Raw genomic sequence first — 17,053 nt, forward strand, 5'->3', positions numbered from 1 at the left:
CTCGCCGGGACCAGTCGGCGCGACACAGGAGGAGCACCGGTGAGCGAGCTGTACCCCCTCTACGAGCCGTACGCCCAGGGCCTGTTGGACGTCGGCGAAGGGCAGCGGATCCACTGGAACGCCTCCGGCAACCCGGCGGGCACGCCGGCCGTGGTGGTGCACGGTGGCCCCGGCTCCGGCCACAGTCCGGGCTCCCGGCGGTACTTCGACCCGCAGCGCTACCACCTCGTCCAGTTCGACCAGCGCGGCTGCGGGCGCAGCCTGCCGCACGCCGCCGATCCGTCGACCGGCCTGGAGCACAACACCACCGCACACCTGATCGCCGACATGGAGCGGCTGCGCGAGCATCTCGGAATCGACAAGTGGCTGCTGTACGGCGGCTCGTGGGGCTCCACGCTGATCCTCGCGTACGCTCAGGCCCACCCCGACCGGGTCTCCGCGATCGCGATCTGCGGGGTCACCATGACCCGCCCGGAGGAGATCGACTGGCTCTACCGGGGCGTCGCCCGCTTCCTGCCCGGCCCCTGGGAGGAGTTCCGCGACTTCCTTCCGCCCGCCGACCGGGACGGTGACACCTCCGAACTCCTCACCGCCTACAGCCGACTGCTCAACAGCACCGACGAGTCGGTCCGGCGGGCCGCCGCCCACGCCTGGGCCACCTGGGAGGACGCCGTCATCTCACACGAGACGCTCGGCAAGCCCAACGCCTACACCGATCGCCCCTCCGACGCGCTGATGGCCTTCACTCGGATCACCGCGCACTACTTCTCCCACCACGCCTTCCTGTCGGACGGCCAACTGCTGCGCGACGCCGGACGGCTGGCCGGCATCCCCGGCGAGCTGATCCACGGTCGGCTGGACCTCGGCGGACCGCTCGTCACCGCCTGGCAGCTGGCCAAGGCCTGGCCGGACGCCCGACTGACGGTCATCGACGAGTCCGGCCACACCGGCAGCCCTCGGATGACGGAGGCGGTCCTGGCCGCGATCGAGCGCTTCGCCTGAGCACCCCCTCAGCCTGAATGGTCCAGACCGAGGAGGGGCGACAAAAGGCCTACCATACGACACATGATCGCCTATGCCCCAGCCGCCCTGTTCTTCGTGTTGTTCGGAATCGGGGTACTACGCGACCGCCGTCAGTTCAGCAACGCCGTCCTGCTCGGCATCACCGTCTCCCTCCTCTCGCTCGCCGTGCTCGCCGAACTCAAAGAGGCGCCCAGCCTGGTGGTGGAGATCGTGGCGGTGGCGATCGTCCTACTGCCCACCCTCGGCACGGGGGCCCTGGTCTGGTTCCTGCTCGCCAACGGCCTGACCATGATCCGCAAGGAGGGCCGGAGGCCGGCCAACCTCCTCTCGTTGCTCGCCGGGCTGGGCATCCTCGGGGTCATCGGGCTGCTGATCGCCGCCATGCTCGTCCACTCCCGGCAGCTGATCGCCTTGGCGGGCACCGCCGTCCTGGTGGTCGGCTACATCTCCTTCCTGTTCACCTGCTTCGTCGGCTACGCCTTCCTGTACAGCCGCCACCGGCCGCGCCGGAACGTGGACTTCGTGGTCGTGCTCGGCTCCGGCCTGATCGGCGGCGAGCGCGTTCCGCCGCTGCTGGCCAGCCGACTGAACCGGGGCCGCGAGGTGTACGAGAAGCAGGCCGCGCGCGGCAACCCGCCAGTGCTGATCACCTCGGGCGGCCAAGGCCCGGACGAGAAGCTGCCGGAGTCCCACGCGATGGCCGACTACCTGATCGAACGTGGCTTCCCCGAAGAGCACATCGAGCGGGAGGACCGCTCGCGCACCACCGAGGAGAACCTGCTCTTCAGCAAGGCCATCATGGAGCAGGCCAAGCCCGGCTACCGCTGCGTCGTGGTCACCAACAACTTCCACGCCTTCCGTGCGGCACTGCTCGCCCGCCAGACCGGCGTCAACGGACACGTCTTCGGCTCACCCACCGCCCGGTACTACTGGCCCAGCGCGACCATCCGCGAGTTCGCCGCGATCTTCCTGTCCCACAAGCTGGTCAACTTCGGAATCTGCGGATTCCTCGCGCTCTGCGGAGTGCTCTCGGCTCTCTGAACCACCCCGGCACTCCCCCGAGCGGAGCCCCGGTCGCCTCGGCGGCCGGGGCTCCCGGCATTCCGGGCGTTCCGAGGGTCCAGGTGTTCCGAGCAGTCCGTGCGGTCCGGGCGGGGCGCTTCTCCGACGGTGCCGCCGAACCATGGCGGCCCGCGACATGCCGTGACGGCGGACCCCGGATGACTGACACATGGCACCGGGGCGAAGAGCGCGCCACGCTGCACGGAACCAGCCCCCACTCCTCCCCCACCCAGGAGCCCCCATGCCACTGCGCCCCACCGCCGCGGCACTGCTCATGACCGCCGCCCTCGCGGTCCCGACCGCCGCACCCGCCCCAGCGGTCGCCTCCCCCTCCAGGACCTCCGCCACGTCCATGGCCACCGCCGTCTCCGCCGACGCCACGGCCGGCAGCTTCCAGCAGGTCACCGGGTTCGGCACCAACCCGGGCAACCTCGCGATGTACACCTACACCCCTGCCGGGCTGCCCAGCGGTGCTCCCCTGGTGGTCGCGCTGCACGGCTGCGTCCAGAGCGCCAGCGACTACTACCGCAGCTCCGGCTGGACCAAGTTCGCCGACCAGTACGGCTTCGCGGTGGTGTTCCCGCAGACCAGCAGCGCCAACAACAGCCTCTCCTGCTTCAGTTGGTTCGACGCGGGCAAGGACGCCCGGGGCGTCGGCGAGGCCAAGTCGGTCGTCGAGATGGTCACCAAGGCCGAGTCCCTGTACGGCTCGGACGCCCACCGGGTCTTCGTCACCGGGCTCTCGGCCGGCGGCGGGATGACCGCCGACCTGTTGGCCGACTACCCCGACGTGTTCGCCGGCGGGGCGATCGACTCCGGCCTGCCCGCGCACTGTGCCGCCACCCAGGCCGCCGCCTCCGGCTGCCAGAACTCCGACCAGGGGCTCACCCCGGCGCAGTGGGGCGACAAAGTCCGGGCCGCGTACCCGGGTTACGCCGGGCCGTGGCCCAAGGTGGCGATCTGGCAGGGCAGCGCCGACACCGTGGTCAGGCCGGTGAACGCGACCGAGCTGCGGGACCAGTGGACGAACGTCCTGGGCATCGGCCGCCAACCGAGCAGCACCAGGAGCCTTCCGGGCGGCACCACCCAGGAGCTCTACACCGACGCGAGCGGACAGCCCGCCGTGAGCCTGTTCACGATCAGCGGGATGGGCCACGGCCTGGCCGTCCACCCGGGCTCCGGGGCCGACCAGTGCGGGGCGAGCGGCGCCTACTTCCTGGACACCGTCTGCTCCAGCTACTACACGGCGCAGTTCTGGGGACTGGACGGCGGATCCGGCCCCACCAACCCCGGACTGCCGGCCCCGACCGGACTGACGGCCACGGCGGCCGACGGGTCGGTGGCCCTCGCCTGGCAGGCCGTCAGCGGCGCGGCCTCGTACCTGGTCTTCCGTGACGGCAGCCAGGTCGGCAACCCGTCCGGTACGGGCTTCACCGACACCGGGCTCACGGCCGGAACCACGTACAGCTACACCGTGGCGGCGGTCGACGCGTCGGGCGCGGTCGGCGCCCGGTCGGCGGCGGTGCCGGCGACCACCCCGGGCGGGAGCACATCCCAGTGCTTCACCGCCAGCAACTACGCCCACGTGCTGGCCGGCCGTGCCACCCAGAGCGGCGGCCTGACCTACGCCGCCGGTTCGGGCCAGAACATGGGGCTCTGGAACACCTTCGTCACCCACACCCTGAAGCAGACCGGACCGGGCTACTACGTGCTCGCCGACGGCCAGTGCTGACCGGACGACGGCGGAGCCGACGCGGCGCAACACGCCGCCGAGCGACGCGGCACCGCGCAGCGCCGTAGCCGCCCTTCCGACGACGGCCCGCGCCACCCTGCCCACCGTGCGGATCACCCCGTCCTCACCTTCTCCCGGAGCCCGGCGAACAGGTCGGTCTCGATCGCGACGCCCGGGCCGGCCGCCACTCCGGCCCCGGGCAGCAGGCTCCGGGCCAGGTGGTAGTCCTCGGTCGGCCAGACCTCGCGTTCGATGGCCCGTGGGTGGGCCATGAAGGCCATGCCCGGCTGCACCTGGGTGGCGTGCGCCAGCATCGCCGCGTCCCGTACGGCGAACTGTTCGGCGCACGCGATCCGGGTGGTGGTGGCCAGGGCGGGCGGGGCCTCCGGCCAGGTGGCGAGCACCTCCCCCATCCCCGAGGGGACGCCCCGTTCCGTCATGGCCCGGTGCAGGGCCTGGAACCAGGCTCTGGAGAGCGCCAGGTGGTAGTAGAGCTTGGATGCCTGCCAGGGATCGCCCAGCTCCGGGTGGCGTTCCCCGTCGGCGGCGGCCTCGAAGGCCGCAACGGCGACGCGGTGGGTCATCACGTGGTCCGGATGCGGGTAGCCGCCCGTCTCGTCGTACGTGATCACCACCTGTGGACGGAACTCCCGGATCAGCGCGACCAGTGGGGCCGCCGCGCGTTCCACCGGCTGGGCCGCGAAGCAGCCCGCCGGGAGCGGTTCACCCGGCCCGGGCATGCCGGAGTCGACGAAACCGAGGAACCACTGGCGCACGCCGAGGACCTCCCGGGCCGCCGCCATCTCCTCGCGCCGGATGCGGGCGATGTCGGCCCGGACCTCGGGCCGGTCCATGGCCGGGTTGAGCACCGAGCCGCGCTCGCCCCCGGTGCAGGTGGCGACCAGGACGTCCACGCCCTCGGCCGCGTACCGGGCGAGGGTGGCCGCGCCCTTGCTGGACTCGTCGTCGGGGTGCGCGTGCACGCTGAGCAGGCGAAGCCCGCCGGGGTGACGGATGGACACGGATGCCTCCCTTCGGCGGCCGCTCCGACCGCCCGAGGAGAACTTAGGACGGACCCATCGACTGGGTCAAGCATAATTACTGTGCTCGACCCAGCGAACTGCGCTACGCTCCTGCCATGACCGACACCGGGGCCACTCCGAATCTGCGCGAGCTCAACAAGCGCCGCACCCGCGAGGCGATCTCGCACGCCGCGACCAGGCTCTTCATCGAGCGCGGCTTCGACCGGACGACCATCGCCGAGGTCGCGGCCGCCGCCGGCGTCGCCAAGATGACCGTCACCAACCACTTCCCGCGCAAGGAAGACCTCTTCTTCGACCTGCACGAAGAGCTCGCCGGCCGCCTCGCCGGGGCCGTCGCCGAGCGCGCGCCGGGCGAGTCCGCGCTCGCCGCGCTGCGCCGCGACTGCCTGGCCGGGCTCGACCGCCACGACGCCCGACTCGGCTTCTCCGGCCCCGCCTTCGCCCGCACCGTCGCCGACAGTCCCGCCCTGTCCGCCCGGCTGCGCGAGCTGCACGAGCAGAGCGAGACGGCGCTCGCCGAGGCGCTGGCCGAAGCGGTGCACGAGATACCGGTCGGCTTCGAGTGCCGGGTCGCCGCCGCACTGCTCGCCGCCGTCGACCGGGCGGTGTTCACCGAGGTTTTCCGTCTGACCTTCGCCGGCGAGGAGCAGGCCGCGATCGCCGCCGCGGTCCGCCCCTCGGCGGTGCACGCCTACGACCGATTGGAGGGCGCCCTGGGGAACTTCGCCGTCCGGGAGGCCTGAGCGAACACCGGAGCGCTGCGCCCGCTTCCGGAGCCCCGGCCATCCACCCATGTCAGACCACCCTTGACGAAAGGTTGACCTGCTCACGGCAGAAGATTGACGATCACCGCCTCTATGGTCGGCCCATGCCCTCACAGCCCATCAGGCCCACCGCCCTGCCGGTCCTGCCCTACCGCAAGCCCACCCGGGGTCGGGACTACTGGGTCCTGGACAACGTGCTGCCCGACCCGGACGCCGTCCGGGAGCGCTGTCTGGCCCGGGGGGACTGGACCGAGGGGTACCCGTACCGCCCCGAGACCTGGCCCGGACTGCGCACGATGCCGGGCCTGGAGCCCGCGGAGTTGGCTCGGGTCGAGTCGCTGGTCCGCAAGGCCACCGGCGCCTCCCGGCTCTGGGTGCAGAACACCCCGGGCGGCGGCACGCTCAACCACAACTGCGTCCAGGTCGTGGGCTCGGGAGAGTCGGAGTCCCGCCCGCACACCGACTCCCGCGCGCTCTGCCGCTACGCCGCCGTCCTCTACCTCAGCCCAGGCGCCCCGAAGGACGCCGGCACCAGCTTCTACCGCCAGCAGTTCCCCGGCGGCCGCCTCGGCGGCAACCTGGTCAACGCCCCGCACAACAACCTGGTCGAAGCACTCGGCACCCGCCACGTGCCCGCCGACCACTTCACCGAGGACACCCGTGTCCCCAACCGCTACAACCAACTGCTCCTCTACCACGCCAACCTGATCCACAGCGCCACCAGCTACTACGGCGCCGAGCTGGCGGAGCGACGGATGACGGCGGTCTTCTTCTGGATGGCCTGACCACCTGGATGACGGGCCCCGGCCCCACCCGAACCCGACGCACAAGCCCGACGCCTCAGCCGGCCCCGACGTGGGCCAGGCTCGCCCGGGTCAGCGCAGCCGCCAACCGGGCCAGGTCCCCCGACGCGACGAGCCCCGCCAGACCCTCCGGCTCGCCCGGCAGCCCCAGCGTCCGGGCCTCCGCCAGCACCCGCTCGTCGAAGTACGGGCGCAGCGAGGGCCAGACCGCCTGCGCCTCGCGCCGGAAGATCCCGGCACCGACCGGCCCGATCCGGGGGAACTCCCGGAGCAGTTCACCGATCCGCTCCGACGCGCCATCGGCCTCTTCCCGAAGGCGCCGCAGGTCGCCGTGCCAGCGGTCCAGCAACAGCTCGGCCCCCTGCCCGAGCGCGGTGGCGGTGCTCTCGTCGTACCGCACATAGTGGGCCCGCCCCAGCGCGGCGATCAACGTCGCGCGCCGGGCATCGACCATCGCCCGCGGGGTCCGCAGTCCCGCGGCCGACAGCTCGCGGGCCGCCGCCGTGGCGGTGGTGGCGCTGATCCGCACCGAGCACAGCACGGTCAGGACGAGCAGTCGATAGAGCGGCGAGGGCTTGTCATGCAGAGTGATCCCGGCCTCCTCCGCGTAGGTGCGGCCGAACCGGTCCAGCAGCTCGGCAACGGACGGTTCCACGGCCATCGCCTCCTCCGTCCATCTCAACCCCTCCCCTTCTCCCCCCACGCTTGCCCGGATTCGGCCCCTTCGCACCTGGGGAGGCTCGCCGCATGAGCCACGACGCCGTACCCGCGACCGAGACCGTCCGCCCCGAATGGGCCGCGATCGACCAACTGCCCACCGTCGAGCTGCTCCACCTGATGAACGCCGAGGACCGCAGCGTTCCGGCGACCGTCGCCGGTGAGTTGGAGCGGATCGCCGCCGTGGTCGACGCCGTGGCGGCCCGGATGGCGCGCGGCGGTCGGCTGGTCTACGCCGGCGCGGGGACGGCCGGACGGCTCGGCGTACTGGACGCCGTCGAGTGCCCGCCGACCTTCGGGACCGACCCGGAGCTGGTCGTCGGTCTGATCGCGGGCGGACGCTCGGCCGTCACGGCGGCCGCCGAGGGGGCCGAGGACCGCACCGACCTCGCCGAGGCCGACGTGGCCGCGCTGCGCCTCACCCCCGCCGACACCCTGGTGGGCATCTCCGCTTCCGGCCGCACGCCCTATGCCCTGGCCGCCGTCCGAGCGGCACGGGCGGCTGGGGCACTGACCGTCGGGCTGGCGTGCAACCGGCACTCGGCGCTGGCCGCCGCGGCCGAGCTGGGTATCGAGGTGGAGGTCGGCCCGGAGGTGCTGGCCGGATCGACCCGGCTCAAGGCGGGCACGGCACAGAAGCTGGTGCTCAACCTGCTGTCCACGGCCGTGATGGTCCGGCTCGGCCGCACATACGGAAATCTGATGGTCGACCTCCGCGCCACCAACGACAAGCTACGCGACCGCGCCCGCCGGATCGTCGCCGAAGCGACCGGAGCCGACGCGGGAGCGGTCGACCGCGCCCTGACCGCGACCGACGGCCGAGCCAAGGACGCGATCCTCACCCTGCTCGCAGACGTGGACGCGCCCACCGCCGCCCACCTGCTCAAGGCCTCGAACGGACGCCTGCGCGACGCCCTCCGAGGCGCCGCCCAGGCGTAGCACCACCTAGGCGTAGCACCACCCAGGCGCAGCGCCGCCCAGACGTAGCACCACCCAGGCACAGCGCCGCCCCAACATCGCGCTACGGCACCAGACCAGTTCAGCCCAACCGCAGATCCGCCGCCACGACGACCTCGCCGAGCCGCGGGAAGTCCAGCTCCACCGAAGCCCGGTGCTCCTCCGCCGTGAGCGCGGTCATCGCGTCCTCGACGAACACCAGCCGGTACCCGCGGTCTCCGGCCGCACGGGCGCTCGACTCCACCCCCAGGTTGGTGGCGATCCCGGCGAACACCAGCGTCTTCACACCCCGCGCCCGGAGCAGCTCGTCCAGGCCGGTGCCCTGGAAGGCGCCGATGGTGCGCTTCACCACGACCTCGTCGGCCGCGGCCGCGACCTCCGCGAGCAGTTCGCTCCCGGGCGGCTGCTCGGTGACGTTCGGCCGCTCGACCCGGACGGCGACGACGGGCGCGCCCGCCGCACGGAAGTCCCGGGCCAGCTCCAACGAGGCCGCCACCACCTGCGAACCGTTGTGCGGCGCAAGCGGATTGGCGACGATCCGGTCCATCAGGTCGATCAGGACCAGGGCCGTGCTACGGGGGTCAAGGGTGGTCATGCGCTTCACGCTAGTCCATCCGGCGGCCGAGCCGCCGACGCGGACGAGTCCTCCCGCGCCTCCCGCGCGATCTCCACCCGAAAGCCCTCGATCAGCACCCGCAGCCCGTACTCGAAGTCGGCGTCGTGGTCGGTCATCCGCAGCACTTCGGCCGCCTCACGCAGCAGCGGCAGTTCGCGCAACGCCTCGTCCGGGAACGGCGGCCGGTCCCGGTCCGCGGCGTCCTGGCGCCAGGCCTGCTCCTCGGTGACCCAGCCCATGATGTACCGATCGACGGTCAGCAGCAGCCGCAGCGCTGTACGCGGGCGCAGCCCGGACCGACACAGCGCTCCCAACTGGGCTTCGACCGCCGGGAGTTCGCTCTCGGCGGGCAGGGTCCCGGCGTGTACCCGGGCTCCGTCGCGATAGGCCAGCAGGGCGTTGCGCTTGGCGCGAGCATCGGCGGCGATCCATTCGGGCCAGTTGTGCGGGCGCGGCTCGCGGTCGGGCGGGAGGGCCTCGGCGAGCATCGCCTCCGCCATCAGGTCGAGGAGCTCCCGCTTGTTCTTGAAGTGCCAGTACAACGCCGGTGACTGGACGCCGAGTTCACGGGCGATCCGACGGGTGGTCAGCCCGTCGATGCCCTCTTCGTTGAGCAGGCGCAGCGCGGTGCGCACCACCTCGTCACGGTGCAGCGCCATCCGATCGACCTCCCGAGCTATTCGCTTGCCAGGCCCACCTTATCGCCGATAAGTTCCCGAGCTGAAACTTATCAGCGATAAGGAGAGCCGTCGCAGCCACCTTCGACGGCCACGGAAGGACGCGACCCGCATGACCTCCCGACCAGACCACCCCCACCCCCACTCCCGCGCCCGCGCCCGTCGCCACTTACTGCCGAACACCGCGCCCTGGCGGTCCTCCCGGGACTTCCGCCTGATCTGGACCTCCGGCACGGTCACCCTGCTCGGCTCGATCTTCACCATGACGGCCATCCCGCTCCAGATCGCCGATCTCACCGCCTCGCCGCTGGCCGTGGGCGCGGTCGGCGCGGTCGAACTCGTGCCCGCCGTCCTGTTCGGCCTCTACGGCGGCGTCCTCGCGGACCGCGCCGACCGCCGCACCGTCGCCCTGGCCACCGAAGTCGCGCTGGCCGCGCTCAGCGCCCTACTGCTGGCCAACGCGCTGCTCGGCACGCCCGCCGTCTGGCCGCTCTACCTCGCGGCCGGGGTGGCGGCGGCGCTCCAGGGAATCCAGCAGCCCTCGGTCGAGGCGATGGTCCCCAGGCTCGTGCCCCAGGACCAGCTGGTGGCGGCGGGCGCCCTGCTCTCGCTGCGCTGGAGCATCGGCGGCGTGGCCGCCCCCGCGGCGGCCGGCCTGTTGATCGCGGTCGCCGGCGCCCCGGCCGCCTATCTGGTGGACCTCGGCACCTTCCTGCTCTCGATCGCCCTGCTCGCCCAGGTCCGGCCCGTCCCCTCGGTGCGGGACGCCGAGGCGCCGCGGCTCACCGAGTTCCTGGCCGGCGCCCGGTACGCGGCCCGGCGGCCCGACCTGGTCGGCACCTACCTGGCCGACCTCGCGGCCACCACCTTCGCCCTGCCGACCGCCCTGTTCCCGTTCCTGGCCGCGGACCTGGACGCGACCTGGGCCCTCGGCCTGCTCTACTCGGCCGGTGCGGTCGGCGGCCTGATCGCCGCCGCGACCGGCGGGTGGACGGACCGAGTGCACCGGCACGGCCGTCTGGTCCTGCTCGCCGCCGCCCTGGTCGGCGCGGCGACGGCCGCGGCGGCGGTCGCCCCGGGCCTGTGGGGCGTCCTGCTCTGCCTGACCGTCGTGGGCGCCGCCCACTGGATCGGCGACACCTTCCGCAGCGCCATCTGGAACCAGTCCATCCCGGACGAACTCCGTGGCCGCGCGGCCGGGTTGGAGATGCTGATCGGCTCCGCCGGGCCGGCCCTGGGCGACCTGCGGGCCGGCGGGCTCGCCGCCCGCCAGGGCATCCGGGCGGCCCTGCGGATGGGCGGACTGCTCTGCCTCGGCAGCTCGGCCGCCCTGTCCGCCGCGATCCCCGCGCTCTGGCGCTACGACCGACGAGCGTGCTCCGACCAACGAGGACGCGACGGCCAAGCAGCGCTCAACGACCAGCCGGCACTCAACGACCAACCAACGCTCAACGACCGGCCGACGCACCACGACTGACGAGCACACGGACTCGAACCAGCCTCACGCCCCGCTCACCCCGCGACGAGCGCCGTCGCATGCCGGTCGATCAGCTCGCCCAGGCGCCGAACGTCCGCCACCCCGCGCTTGGGAAGCATGGTCAACACGCCCGTCTCCTCGTTCCCGCCCAGCAGCAGGAACATCCCGCCCGTCTCCAGGTAGTACCGCTGCTCCGGCCAGCCGAACTCGGTGACCGAGACCGCGTTGCCGACGACCACCCCGTGCTCGTCCAACAGGACCAGGAACTCACCCCGGTCCGCCACCAGCCGCACCATCCGCCGCACATGCGCCCTGGGCGGCATGACCACCAGCAGCAGCGCGCAGAGGAGCAGCAGCCCGGCAGGCACCAGGGCCGCCCCGCCGACGAGCGCGAGCAGCCCGGCCACCACCGCCAGGCAGGCGGCGACCACGTACGCACCACGCCGCGCCCGCCGACCCGCCACCGTGTGCCGGGCCCACGTCGCGTAGGCCTCCCGGAAGTCGGCGGCCGTCGGAATGTAGCGGACCTCGACCGTCTCCGCCGTCCAGCCACCTGCACTCATGCCCTCACGCTCCGGCCCCCGTACGCAGATCTCCCGACACCCTTGTCGCCGGATCGTAGCAAAGGCCGTACGTACCCGATCCGACCGCGTCCACGGCCACCTGACGCGAATGCGCCACTCCCGGCACGCACCCGGCGCACACCCGTTGACCGACCGACCGCCCAGCGGTTGGCTCACCCCGAGCCTGCCGACGGGGAGTTCGGCGTCCACCGCCGATGCGGCACGGCCGATCCCAGGGGAGGGAACCAGATGACCCGCTTCCGCCGCCCGCTACGCGCGGCCTGCACCCTCGCGGCCGCCGCACTGGCCGCCGCCGTCGCCGCCCCCGCCCAAGCGGCCCCGACCACCTGGCCGACCGCCCGGCCGACCGCCGCGCCTTCCACCGCGCCTTCCATCGCGCCGAACGTCACCGAGCGCGTCTCCGTCGGCCCGGACCAGGCGCAGGCCACCGGTGCCTCGGAGAGCCGCGGTCTGAGCGCCGACGGCCGCTTCGCCGTCTTCACCTCGGAGGCCGTCGACCTGGTCCCCGGCGACACCAATGCCAAGTCCGACGTCTTCGTCCGCGACCTGTGGACCGGCCACACCGAACGGGTCGACACCGGCCCGGACGGCGTACAGGCCGACGGTGACTCCTACGAGGCCGCCATCAGCGGCGACGGCCGCTATGTGGTCTTCAGCTCCACCGCCGCCAACCTCACCCCGGGTGCCGACCTCGGCTACCAGAACGTCTACGTCCACGACCGCCAGAGCGGCCAGACCCGCCTGGTCAGCGTCGGCAAGGCACCGGGAGTACCGCAGACCGACAGCCTGTCCGGCGTCCCCTCGATCAGCTGGGACGGCCGCTACGTCGCCTACCAGTCCAGCCGCAGCGACCTCGTCCCCGACACGGCCACCCGGGGCGGCAACATCTACGTCACCGACCAGTGGACGGGCGACACCCGCCTGGTCAGCGTCGGCGCGGACGGCACGGCGGCGGACGCCTCCTCCACCACTCCGGAGATCAGCGCCGACGGCAACACGGTCGTCTTCATCTCCAAGGCGACCAACCTCATCGGTCAGGGCCGGCCCGGCGCACTCGCCCCGAACGCGGTCGCCGAGCTCAAGGCCGGCTCCGACCGGCAGTTCGTCGCCGACTCCTTCCACCACGAGTCCCGCCAAGTGTCCCGCCACGAGACCCGAGCGGAGATCCTCAAGCCCAGCCTCTACCCGCTGTACGTCCGCGACCTGCGCACCGAGCGGACCAGTCTGGCCAGCGAGGACGGCAGCGGCGGCTTCAGGGGCGCGAGCGACCCCTCGGTCAGCCCCGACGGCCGCTACGCGCTCTACTCGTCCTGGGTGGTGCACGGCGACACCTCGTGGGACCGCCACTTCGAGGTCTACGTCCGCGACCTCAGCACGGGCACCGAGACCTTGGTCAGCGCCGGACTGCCCGGGACGACCACCACCCTCGACTCCCACGGCGCCAGGATGACCGCGGACGACCGGTGGGTCTTCTTCGATTCCACGGCGGAGAACCTCGTCCCCGGCGACACCAACAACGCCGGGGACGTGTTCCGGTACGACCTGTGGACCGGCCGCACCGAACGGGTCAGCCTGGCGAGCGACGGGTCGCAGAACAGCGGCGCCTCGTCTTCCCCGTTCGTCGACGCCTTCGGCACCACGCTGGTGTTCACCTCGTCCGACGGCACCCTCGTCCCCGGGGACACCAACGGCGTCGACGACGTGTTCCTCCGCCGTCTGCCTCCGCTCTGACCCCGGCCCACCGACCGGCCCGCACCCGTGCCCGGCGCGCAGGACTCACGCCGTGAGCGCCCGCGCCGAGGCCCGGATCGGCTCCGGCAGCTCCGTCCAGCCCCGCAGGTACCGGTCCACCGCCGCCGCCACCGCCCGTCCCTCCGCGATCGCCCACACGATCAGCGACTGCCCGCGCCCGGCGTCCCCCGCGACGAACACGCCCGGTGACGCCGTGGCGAAGCCGTCGTCCCTGGCCAGTGTGCCCTCCGGCCCGGTGGCCAGGCCGAGTTGGGCGAACAGCCGCCGGTCCGGCTCCGGTCCGGTGAAGCCCAGCGCGAGCAGCACCAGCTGGGCCGGCAGGCGCCGCTCGGTGCCCGCCCGGGGGCTGCGGTCGGCCGGTTCGGCGGCAGCGGCCCGGACAGCGGCCAGCCCGCCATCCGGGCCCGGCTCGAAGCCCACGGTGGTCGCCGCGAACACTCGGGGTCCGGCCTCCGCCGCGCCGGACTCCTCGTGCGAGGTGGTCTCCCGGTACACCTTGGGGTGGACCGGCCAGGGCTGCCCGGGCGCCCGGCCCTGCGGCGGGCGGGGGTTGATGTCCAGCTGGGTGACCGAGGCGGCGTGCTGGCGCAGTGCCGTGCCCAGGCAGTCCGCGGCGGTGTCCCCGCCGCCGACGATCACCACGTCTCGGCCCTCGGCGGACACCGGCGAGGTCGGGCAGTCGCCTTCGTCCACCCGGTTCGCCCAGGTCAGGTACTCGATCGCCTGGTGCACCCCGGGCAGTTCACGCCCCGGCACCGGCAGGTCCCGGCAGGCGGTCGCGCCCACCGCGACCACCACCGCGTCGTATCCGGCCCGCAGTTCCTCGCCCGAGAGGTCCCGACCGATCCACACCCCGGTGCGGAACTCGGTTCCCTCGGCCCGCAGTTGGTCCAGTCGGCGCTCCAACCGGTGCTTCTCCAGCCGGAACGGCGGGATGCCGTACCGCAGCAGGCCGCCCGCGCGATCGGCCCGCTCGTACACCGTGGTGGCGTGCCCGGCCCGGGTCAGCTGCTGGGCGGCGGCCAGCCCGGCCGGGCCCGAGCCGATCACTGCGACCCGCCGCACACCGCCCCGCTCGACGCAGTCGGGCGGGCGCGGGGCATCCCAGCCCGCCTCCCAGGCCCGGTCGGCGATCGCCAGCTCCACGTCCTTGATCGTCACCGCCGCGCCGTCGATCGCCAGCACACAGGCGCTCTCGCAGGGGGCCGGGCAGAGCCGCCCGGTGAACTCCGGGAAGTTGTTGGTCGCCAGCAGCCGCGCCGCCGCCGCCCGCCAGTCCGCCCCCGCCCCGGCTCCCGCCCCCACTCCCGCTCCGGCTCCGGCTCCGGCTCCGGCTCCCGCCCCACCCTCCGACCCGGCTCCGGGACCCGCGTCCGCCACCAGCCGGTTCCACTCCGGCACCAGGTTCCCCAGCGGGCAGGCGCTGTGGCAGAACGGCAGTCCGCAGTCCATGCACCGGCCCGCCTGGCCGCCCACCACCGGCAGCAGCGGGCCCGGCCGGTACACCTCCCGCCAGTCCCCCAGCCGCTCGCGCGCGTCCCGCCGCGCCCGCTCCGCGCGCGGGGTGGTGAAGAAAGCCATCCGGTCTGCCATCGCGGCCTCCGGCAAAGATCCGCAAGAGACGCCGCCAAGCCCGTCCGGCGGCGCGCCACCGTGTGGCCACCGTACGCCCGCGAAGCACCGCGCGAAAGAGGCGACGGTCCCGGACCGCCCGCCACGGCCACGGCCCCGCCCAAACCCGTCGTGAGCACGCCAGGGAGAATCTCCGCCATGACCCACACCGTGCTGATCGCCGAGGACGACCGGCCCATCCGCGACTCGCTCGCCCGCGCGCTGATGCTGGAGGGCTACCGGGTACGGATCGCCGCCGACGGCACCCAGACCCTCGCCGTCCTCGCCGAACAGCGCCCCGACGTCCTGGTGCTCGACGTGATGATGCCCGAGCCGGACGGCCTGGAGGTCTGCCGTCGGCTGCGCGCCGCCGGCGACCGCACCCCGGTGCTGATGCTGACCGCCCGGGTCGAGGTCCCGGACCGGATCGCCGGCCTGGACGCCGGGGCCGACGACTACCTGGTCAAGCCCTTCGACGTGGACGAGCTGTTCGCCCGTCTGCGCGCCCTGCTGCGCCGCCGACCGCCCGAGCCCGCCGTCGAGGTGCTGACCGTCGCCGACCTGCGGATCGAACCGCCCGCCCGGCGGGCCTGGCGCGCCGCCCAGGAGCTCGAACTCTCCCGCACCGAGTTCGACCTGCTGGAGCTGCTGGCCCGCAACGCCGGTGCCGTCCTCGACCAGGCCACCCTGTACGAACGGATCTGGGGCTACGACTTCGGCCCCGGCTCGAAGAACCTCGCCGTCTTCATCGGGTACCTGCGCCGCAAGCTCGACCGCCCCGGCCTGGTCCCGCTGATCCACACCGTCCGCGGCGTCGGCTACACGCTGCGCGAGCCGTGACCGGCCTGGCGCGCCGCCTTCCGCGGCTCACCCGCCTCCCCCGCCCCGGCCTGCGCACCACCCTCGCGCTCGCCTTCGCCGCGATCGCCGCGCTGGTCGCGGTGCTGATCGGCGCCCTCGGCTACCAGGCCGCCGCCCGGCTGATCCGGGACGACGAGACCGCCGACTTCGGCGCCGCCGTCGACTCGGTCAGCCGGCAGGTCCAGCGGGAGGCCCTCTTCCCGGGCGACTTCGCCGGCCCGAGCGGCCTGAGCGCGGACCTGGTGCGCCCGATCCGGGTCACCACCCAGTCGCTCGACCCCGACGGCGCGGTGCTGCCCGGCACCGCCCGGCTCGACCTGCCATCGAGCCCGACCGACCACGAGCTCGCCCACGCCGACCAGCCGGGCCGCACCTCGATCGGGCTGCGTCACGGGCACGGCGAGGGCTACCGGGTCGGCGTGGTCTCGCTGGGCGGACGGCGCGGCGCGGTCCAGATCATCCAGCAGGTCGGGCCCACCGAGGAACTGCTGACCACCCTGCGGACCCGTACGGCGGCCCTGGTGGCCGTCGTCGCGGTGCTTGCCGGCGCGGCCGGCCGGCTGCTCGCCAAGCGGATCACCGGACGGCTGGTCCGGCTCACCGCCGCCGCCGAACTGGTCGCCGCCAGCGGGCGGTTGGACGTGCAGGTGCCCGCCGCCGGAACGGACGAGGTGGGCCGGCTCGGCCGGGCCTTCGACCGGATGCTGGTCCGGCTCGCCACCGCCAAGGAGAACCAGCGCCGGCTGGTCCAGGACGCCGGGCACGAGCTGCGCACCCCGCTGACCAGCCTGCGCACCAACCTCTCCGTGCTGCCCAGCCTGGAGCGGCTGCCGCCCGCCGAACAGGCCGCGCTGATGTCCGATCTGGCCGAGGAGGCACGGGAGTTGACCCAGCTGGTGGAGGAGCTGGTGGCCCTCGCGGCGGACCGCAGGGCGGACGGGCAGCCGACCGAGGTGGTGCTCTCCGACGTGGTCCGGGAGGCCGCAGCCCAGGCCCGGCGGCGCAGCGGCCGCCTGATCGTGGTGGACGCGGACGCGACGGTGGTCACCGCCCGGCCGGACGCGCTGGCCCGCGCGGTGGGCAACCTGCTGGACAACGCCGCCAAGTTCGACCCGGCCGGGACGGCCCCGATCGAGGTGCTGGTGCGCGGTCCCCGGGTGGAGGTGCTCGATCGCGGCCCTGGCATCGACCCGGCCGATCTCGACCGGGTCTTCGACCGCTTCTACCGCGCCACCGCCGCCCGCAGCCTGCCCGGCTCGGGGCTGGGCCTGGCCATCGTGCACGAGGTGGCCCGCTCGCACGGCGGGACGGCCTTCGCCGCCAACCGGGAGGGCGGCGGCGCGGTGATCGGCTTCACCCTGGGCTCTTGAAGCT

16 protein-coding genes are annotated in these 17,053 nt (G+C 73.4%); 10 read left to right on the plus strand and 6 right to left on the minus strand.

Features of this window, described 5'->3' with window-relative positions; genetic code table 11:
* Window positions 1–39: 39 nt before the first annotated feature.
* The 3 genes from pip to QWJ13_RS26800 all read left to right on the plus strand — a co-directional run bounded on the left by pip (window position 40) and on the right by QWJ13_RS26800 (window position 3,817).
* The gene (pip, locus tag QWJ13_RS26790) at window positions 40–1,002 is read left to right on the plus strand and encodes a prolyl aminopeptidase (RefSeq protein WP_316527627.1); all 963 of its coding nucleotides are present in this window, start codon (window positions 40–42) and stop codon (window positions 1,000–1,002) included.
* 63 nt (window positions 1,003–1,065) lie between these two features.
* Window positions 1,066–2,064 carry a YdcF family protein gene (locus tag QWJ13_RS26795; RefSeq protein WP_316527628.1) on the plus strand — a complete coding sequence of 333 codons (999 nt, stop codon included), beginning with the start codon at window positions 1,066–1,068 and terminating at the stop codon, window positions 2,062–2,064.
* A 262-nt stretch (window positions 2,065–2,326) separates the two neighbouring features.
* Window positions 2,327–3,817: an extracellular catalytic domain type 1 short-chain-length polyhydroxyalkanoate depolymerase gene (locus QWJ13_RS26800; protein ID WP_432277611.1), complete on the plus strand. Its 1,491-nt coding sequence runs from the start codon at window positions 2,327–2,329 to the stop codon at window positions 3,815–3,817.
* Window positions 3,818–3,930: 113 nt separating this feature from the next.
* Here the strand turns inward: QWJ13_RS26800 and mca are convergent, their stop codons facing one another.
* Window positions 3,931–4,839 carry a mycothiol conjugate amidase Mca gene (gene mca / locus QWJ13_RS26805; RefSeq protein ID WP_316527630.1) on the minus strand — a complete coding sequence of 303 codons (909 nt, stop codon included), beginning with the start codon at window positions 4,837–4,839 and terminating at the stop codon, window positions 3,931–3,933.
* Window positions 4,840–4,955: 116 nt separating this feature from the next.
* Between mca and QWJ13_RS26810 the strand changes: the two genes are divergently transcribed.
* The gene (locus tag QWJ13_RS26810; protein ID WP_316527632.1) at window positions 4,956–5,603 is read left to right on the plus strand and encodes a TetR/AcrR family transcriptional regulator; all 648 of its coding nucleotides are present in this window, start codon (window positions 4,956–4,958) and stop codon (window positions 5,601–5,603) included.
* A 125-nt stretch (window positions 5,604–5,728) separates the two neighbouring features.
* Entirely contained in the window at window positions 5,729–6,409 is a 681-nt protein-coding gene (locus QWJ13_RS26815) for a DUF6445 family protein (protein WP_316527634.1), read from the plus strand.
* 55 nt (window positions 6,410–6,464) lie between these two features.
* On the opposite strand, the gene QWJ13_RS26820 is transcribed toward QWJ13_RS26815, so the two are convergent.
* Window positions 6,465–7,088 (minus strand): endonuclease, encoded by a 624-nt coding sequence (locus tag QWJ13_RS26820; protein ID WP_316527636.1) that lies wholly within the window; start codon window positions 7,086–7,088, stop codon window positions 6,465–6,467.
* A gap of 86 nt (window positions 7,089–7,174) precedes the next feature.
* Between QWJ13_RS26820 and murQ the strand changes: the two genes are divergently transcribed.
* On the plus strand, window positions 7,175–8,083 hold the full coding sequence (murQ, locus tag QWJ13_RS26825; protein ID WP_316527639.1) for an N-acetylmuramic acid 6-phosphate etherase: 909 nt from the start codon (window positions 7,175–7,177) through the stop codon (window positions 8,081–8,083).
* 100 nt (window positions 8,084–8,183) lie between these two features.
* Here the strand turns inward: murQ and QWJ13_RS26830 are convergent, their stop codons facing one another.
* On the minus strand, window positions 8,184–8,696 hold the full coding sequence (locus tag QWJ13_RS26830; protein WP_316527641.1) for an isochorismatase family protein: 513 nt from the start codon (window positions 8,694–8,696) through the stop codon (window positions 8,184–8,186).
* Between the two features lie 5 nt (window positions 8,697–8,701).
* Window positions 8,702–9,376 (minus strand): TetR/AcrR family transcriptional regulator C-terminal domain-containing protein, encoded by a 675-nt coding sequence (locus tag QWJ13_RS26835; protein ID WP_316527643.1) that lies wholly within the window; start codon window positions 9,374–9,376, stop codon window positions 8,702–8,704.
* Window positions 9,377–9,506: 130 nt separating this feature from the next.
* On the opposite strand from QWJ13_RS26835, the gene QWJ13_RS26840 reads away from it, so the two are divergent.
* On the plus strand, window positions 9,507–10,871 hold the full coding sequence (locus QWJ13_RS26840; RefSeq protein WP_316527645.1) for an MFS transporter: 1,365 nt from the start codon (window positions 9,507–9,509) through the stop codon (window positions 10,869–10,871).
* Window positions 10,872–10,906: 35 nt separating this feature from the next.
* Here QWJ13_RS26840 and QWJ13_RS26845 read toward each other — a convergent pair whose 3' ends face one another.
* A complete protein-coding gene (locus QWJ13_RS26845) occupies window positions 10,907–11,434 on the minus strand; it encodes a hypothetical protein (protein ID WP_316527647.1) in 528 nt (175 codons plus the stop codon).
* A gap of 249 nt (window positions 11,435–11,683) precedes the next feature.
* On the opposite strand from QWJ13_RS26845, the gene QWJ13_RS26850 reads away from it, so the two are divergent.
* The gene (locus tag QWJ13_RS26850; RefSeq protein ID WP_316527649.1) at window positions 11,684–13,186 is read left to right on the plus strand and encodes a TolB family protein; all 1,503 of its coding nucleotides are present in this window, start codon (window positions 11,684–11,686) and stop codon (window positions 13,184–13,186) included.
* A gap of 45 nt (window positions 13,187–13,231) precedes the next feature.
* Here QWJ13_RS26850 and QWJ13_RS26855 read toward each other — a convergent pair whose 3' ends face one another.
* The gene (locus QWJ13_RS26855; RefSeq protein ID WP_316527650.1) at window positions 13,232–14,800 is read right to left on the minus strand and encodes a glutamate synthase subunit beta; all 1,569 of its coding nucleotides are present in this window, start codon (window positions 14,798–14,800) and stop codon (window positions 13,232–13,234) included.
* 177 nt (window positions 14,801–14,977) lie between these two features.
* Between QWJ13_RS26855 and QWJ13_RS26860 the strand changes: the two genes are divergently transcribed.
* Entirely contained in the window at window positions 14,978–15,658 is a 681-nt protein-coding gene (locus QWJ13_RS26860) for a response regulator transcription factor (RefSeq protein WP_316527652.1), read from the plus strand.
* Complete coding sequence (locus tag QWJ13_RS26865; RefSeq protein ID WP_316527654.1) at window positions 15,655–17,049, plus strand: HAMP domain-containing sensor histidine kinase; 1,395 nt, start codon at window positions 15,655–15,657, stop codon at window positions 17,047–17,049. The genes QWJ13_RS26860 and QWJ13_RS26865 overlap by 4 nt, the downstream gene beginning before the upstream one ends.
* The last annotated feature ends 4 nt before the right edge of the window (window positions 17,050–17,053 follow it).

The organism is Kitasatospora brasiliensis, from assembly GCF_032654805.1.
GTDB lineage: Bacteria > Actinomycetota > Actinomycetes > Streptomycetales > Streptomycetaceae > Kitasatospora > Kitasatospora brasiliensis.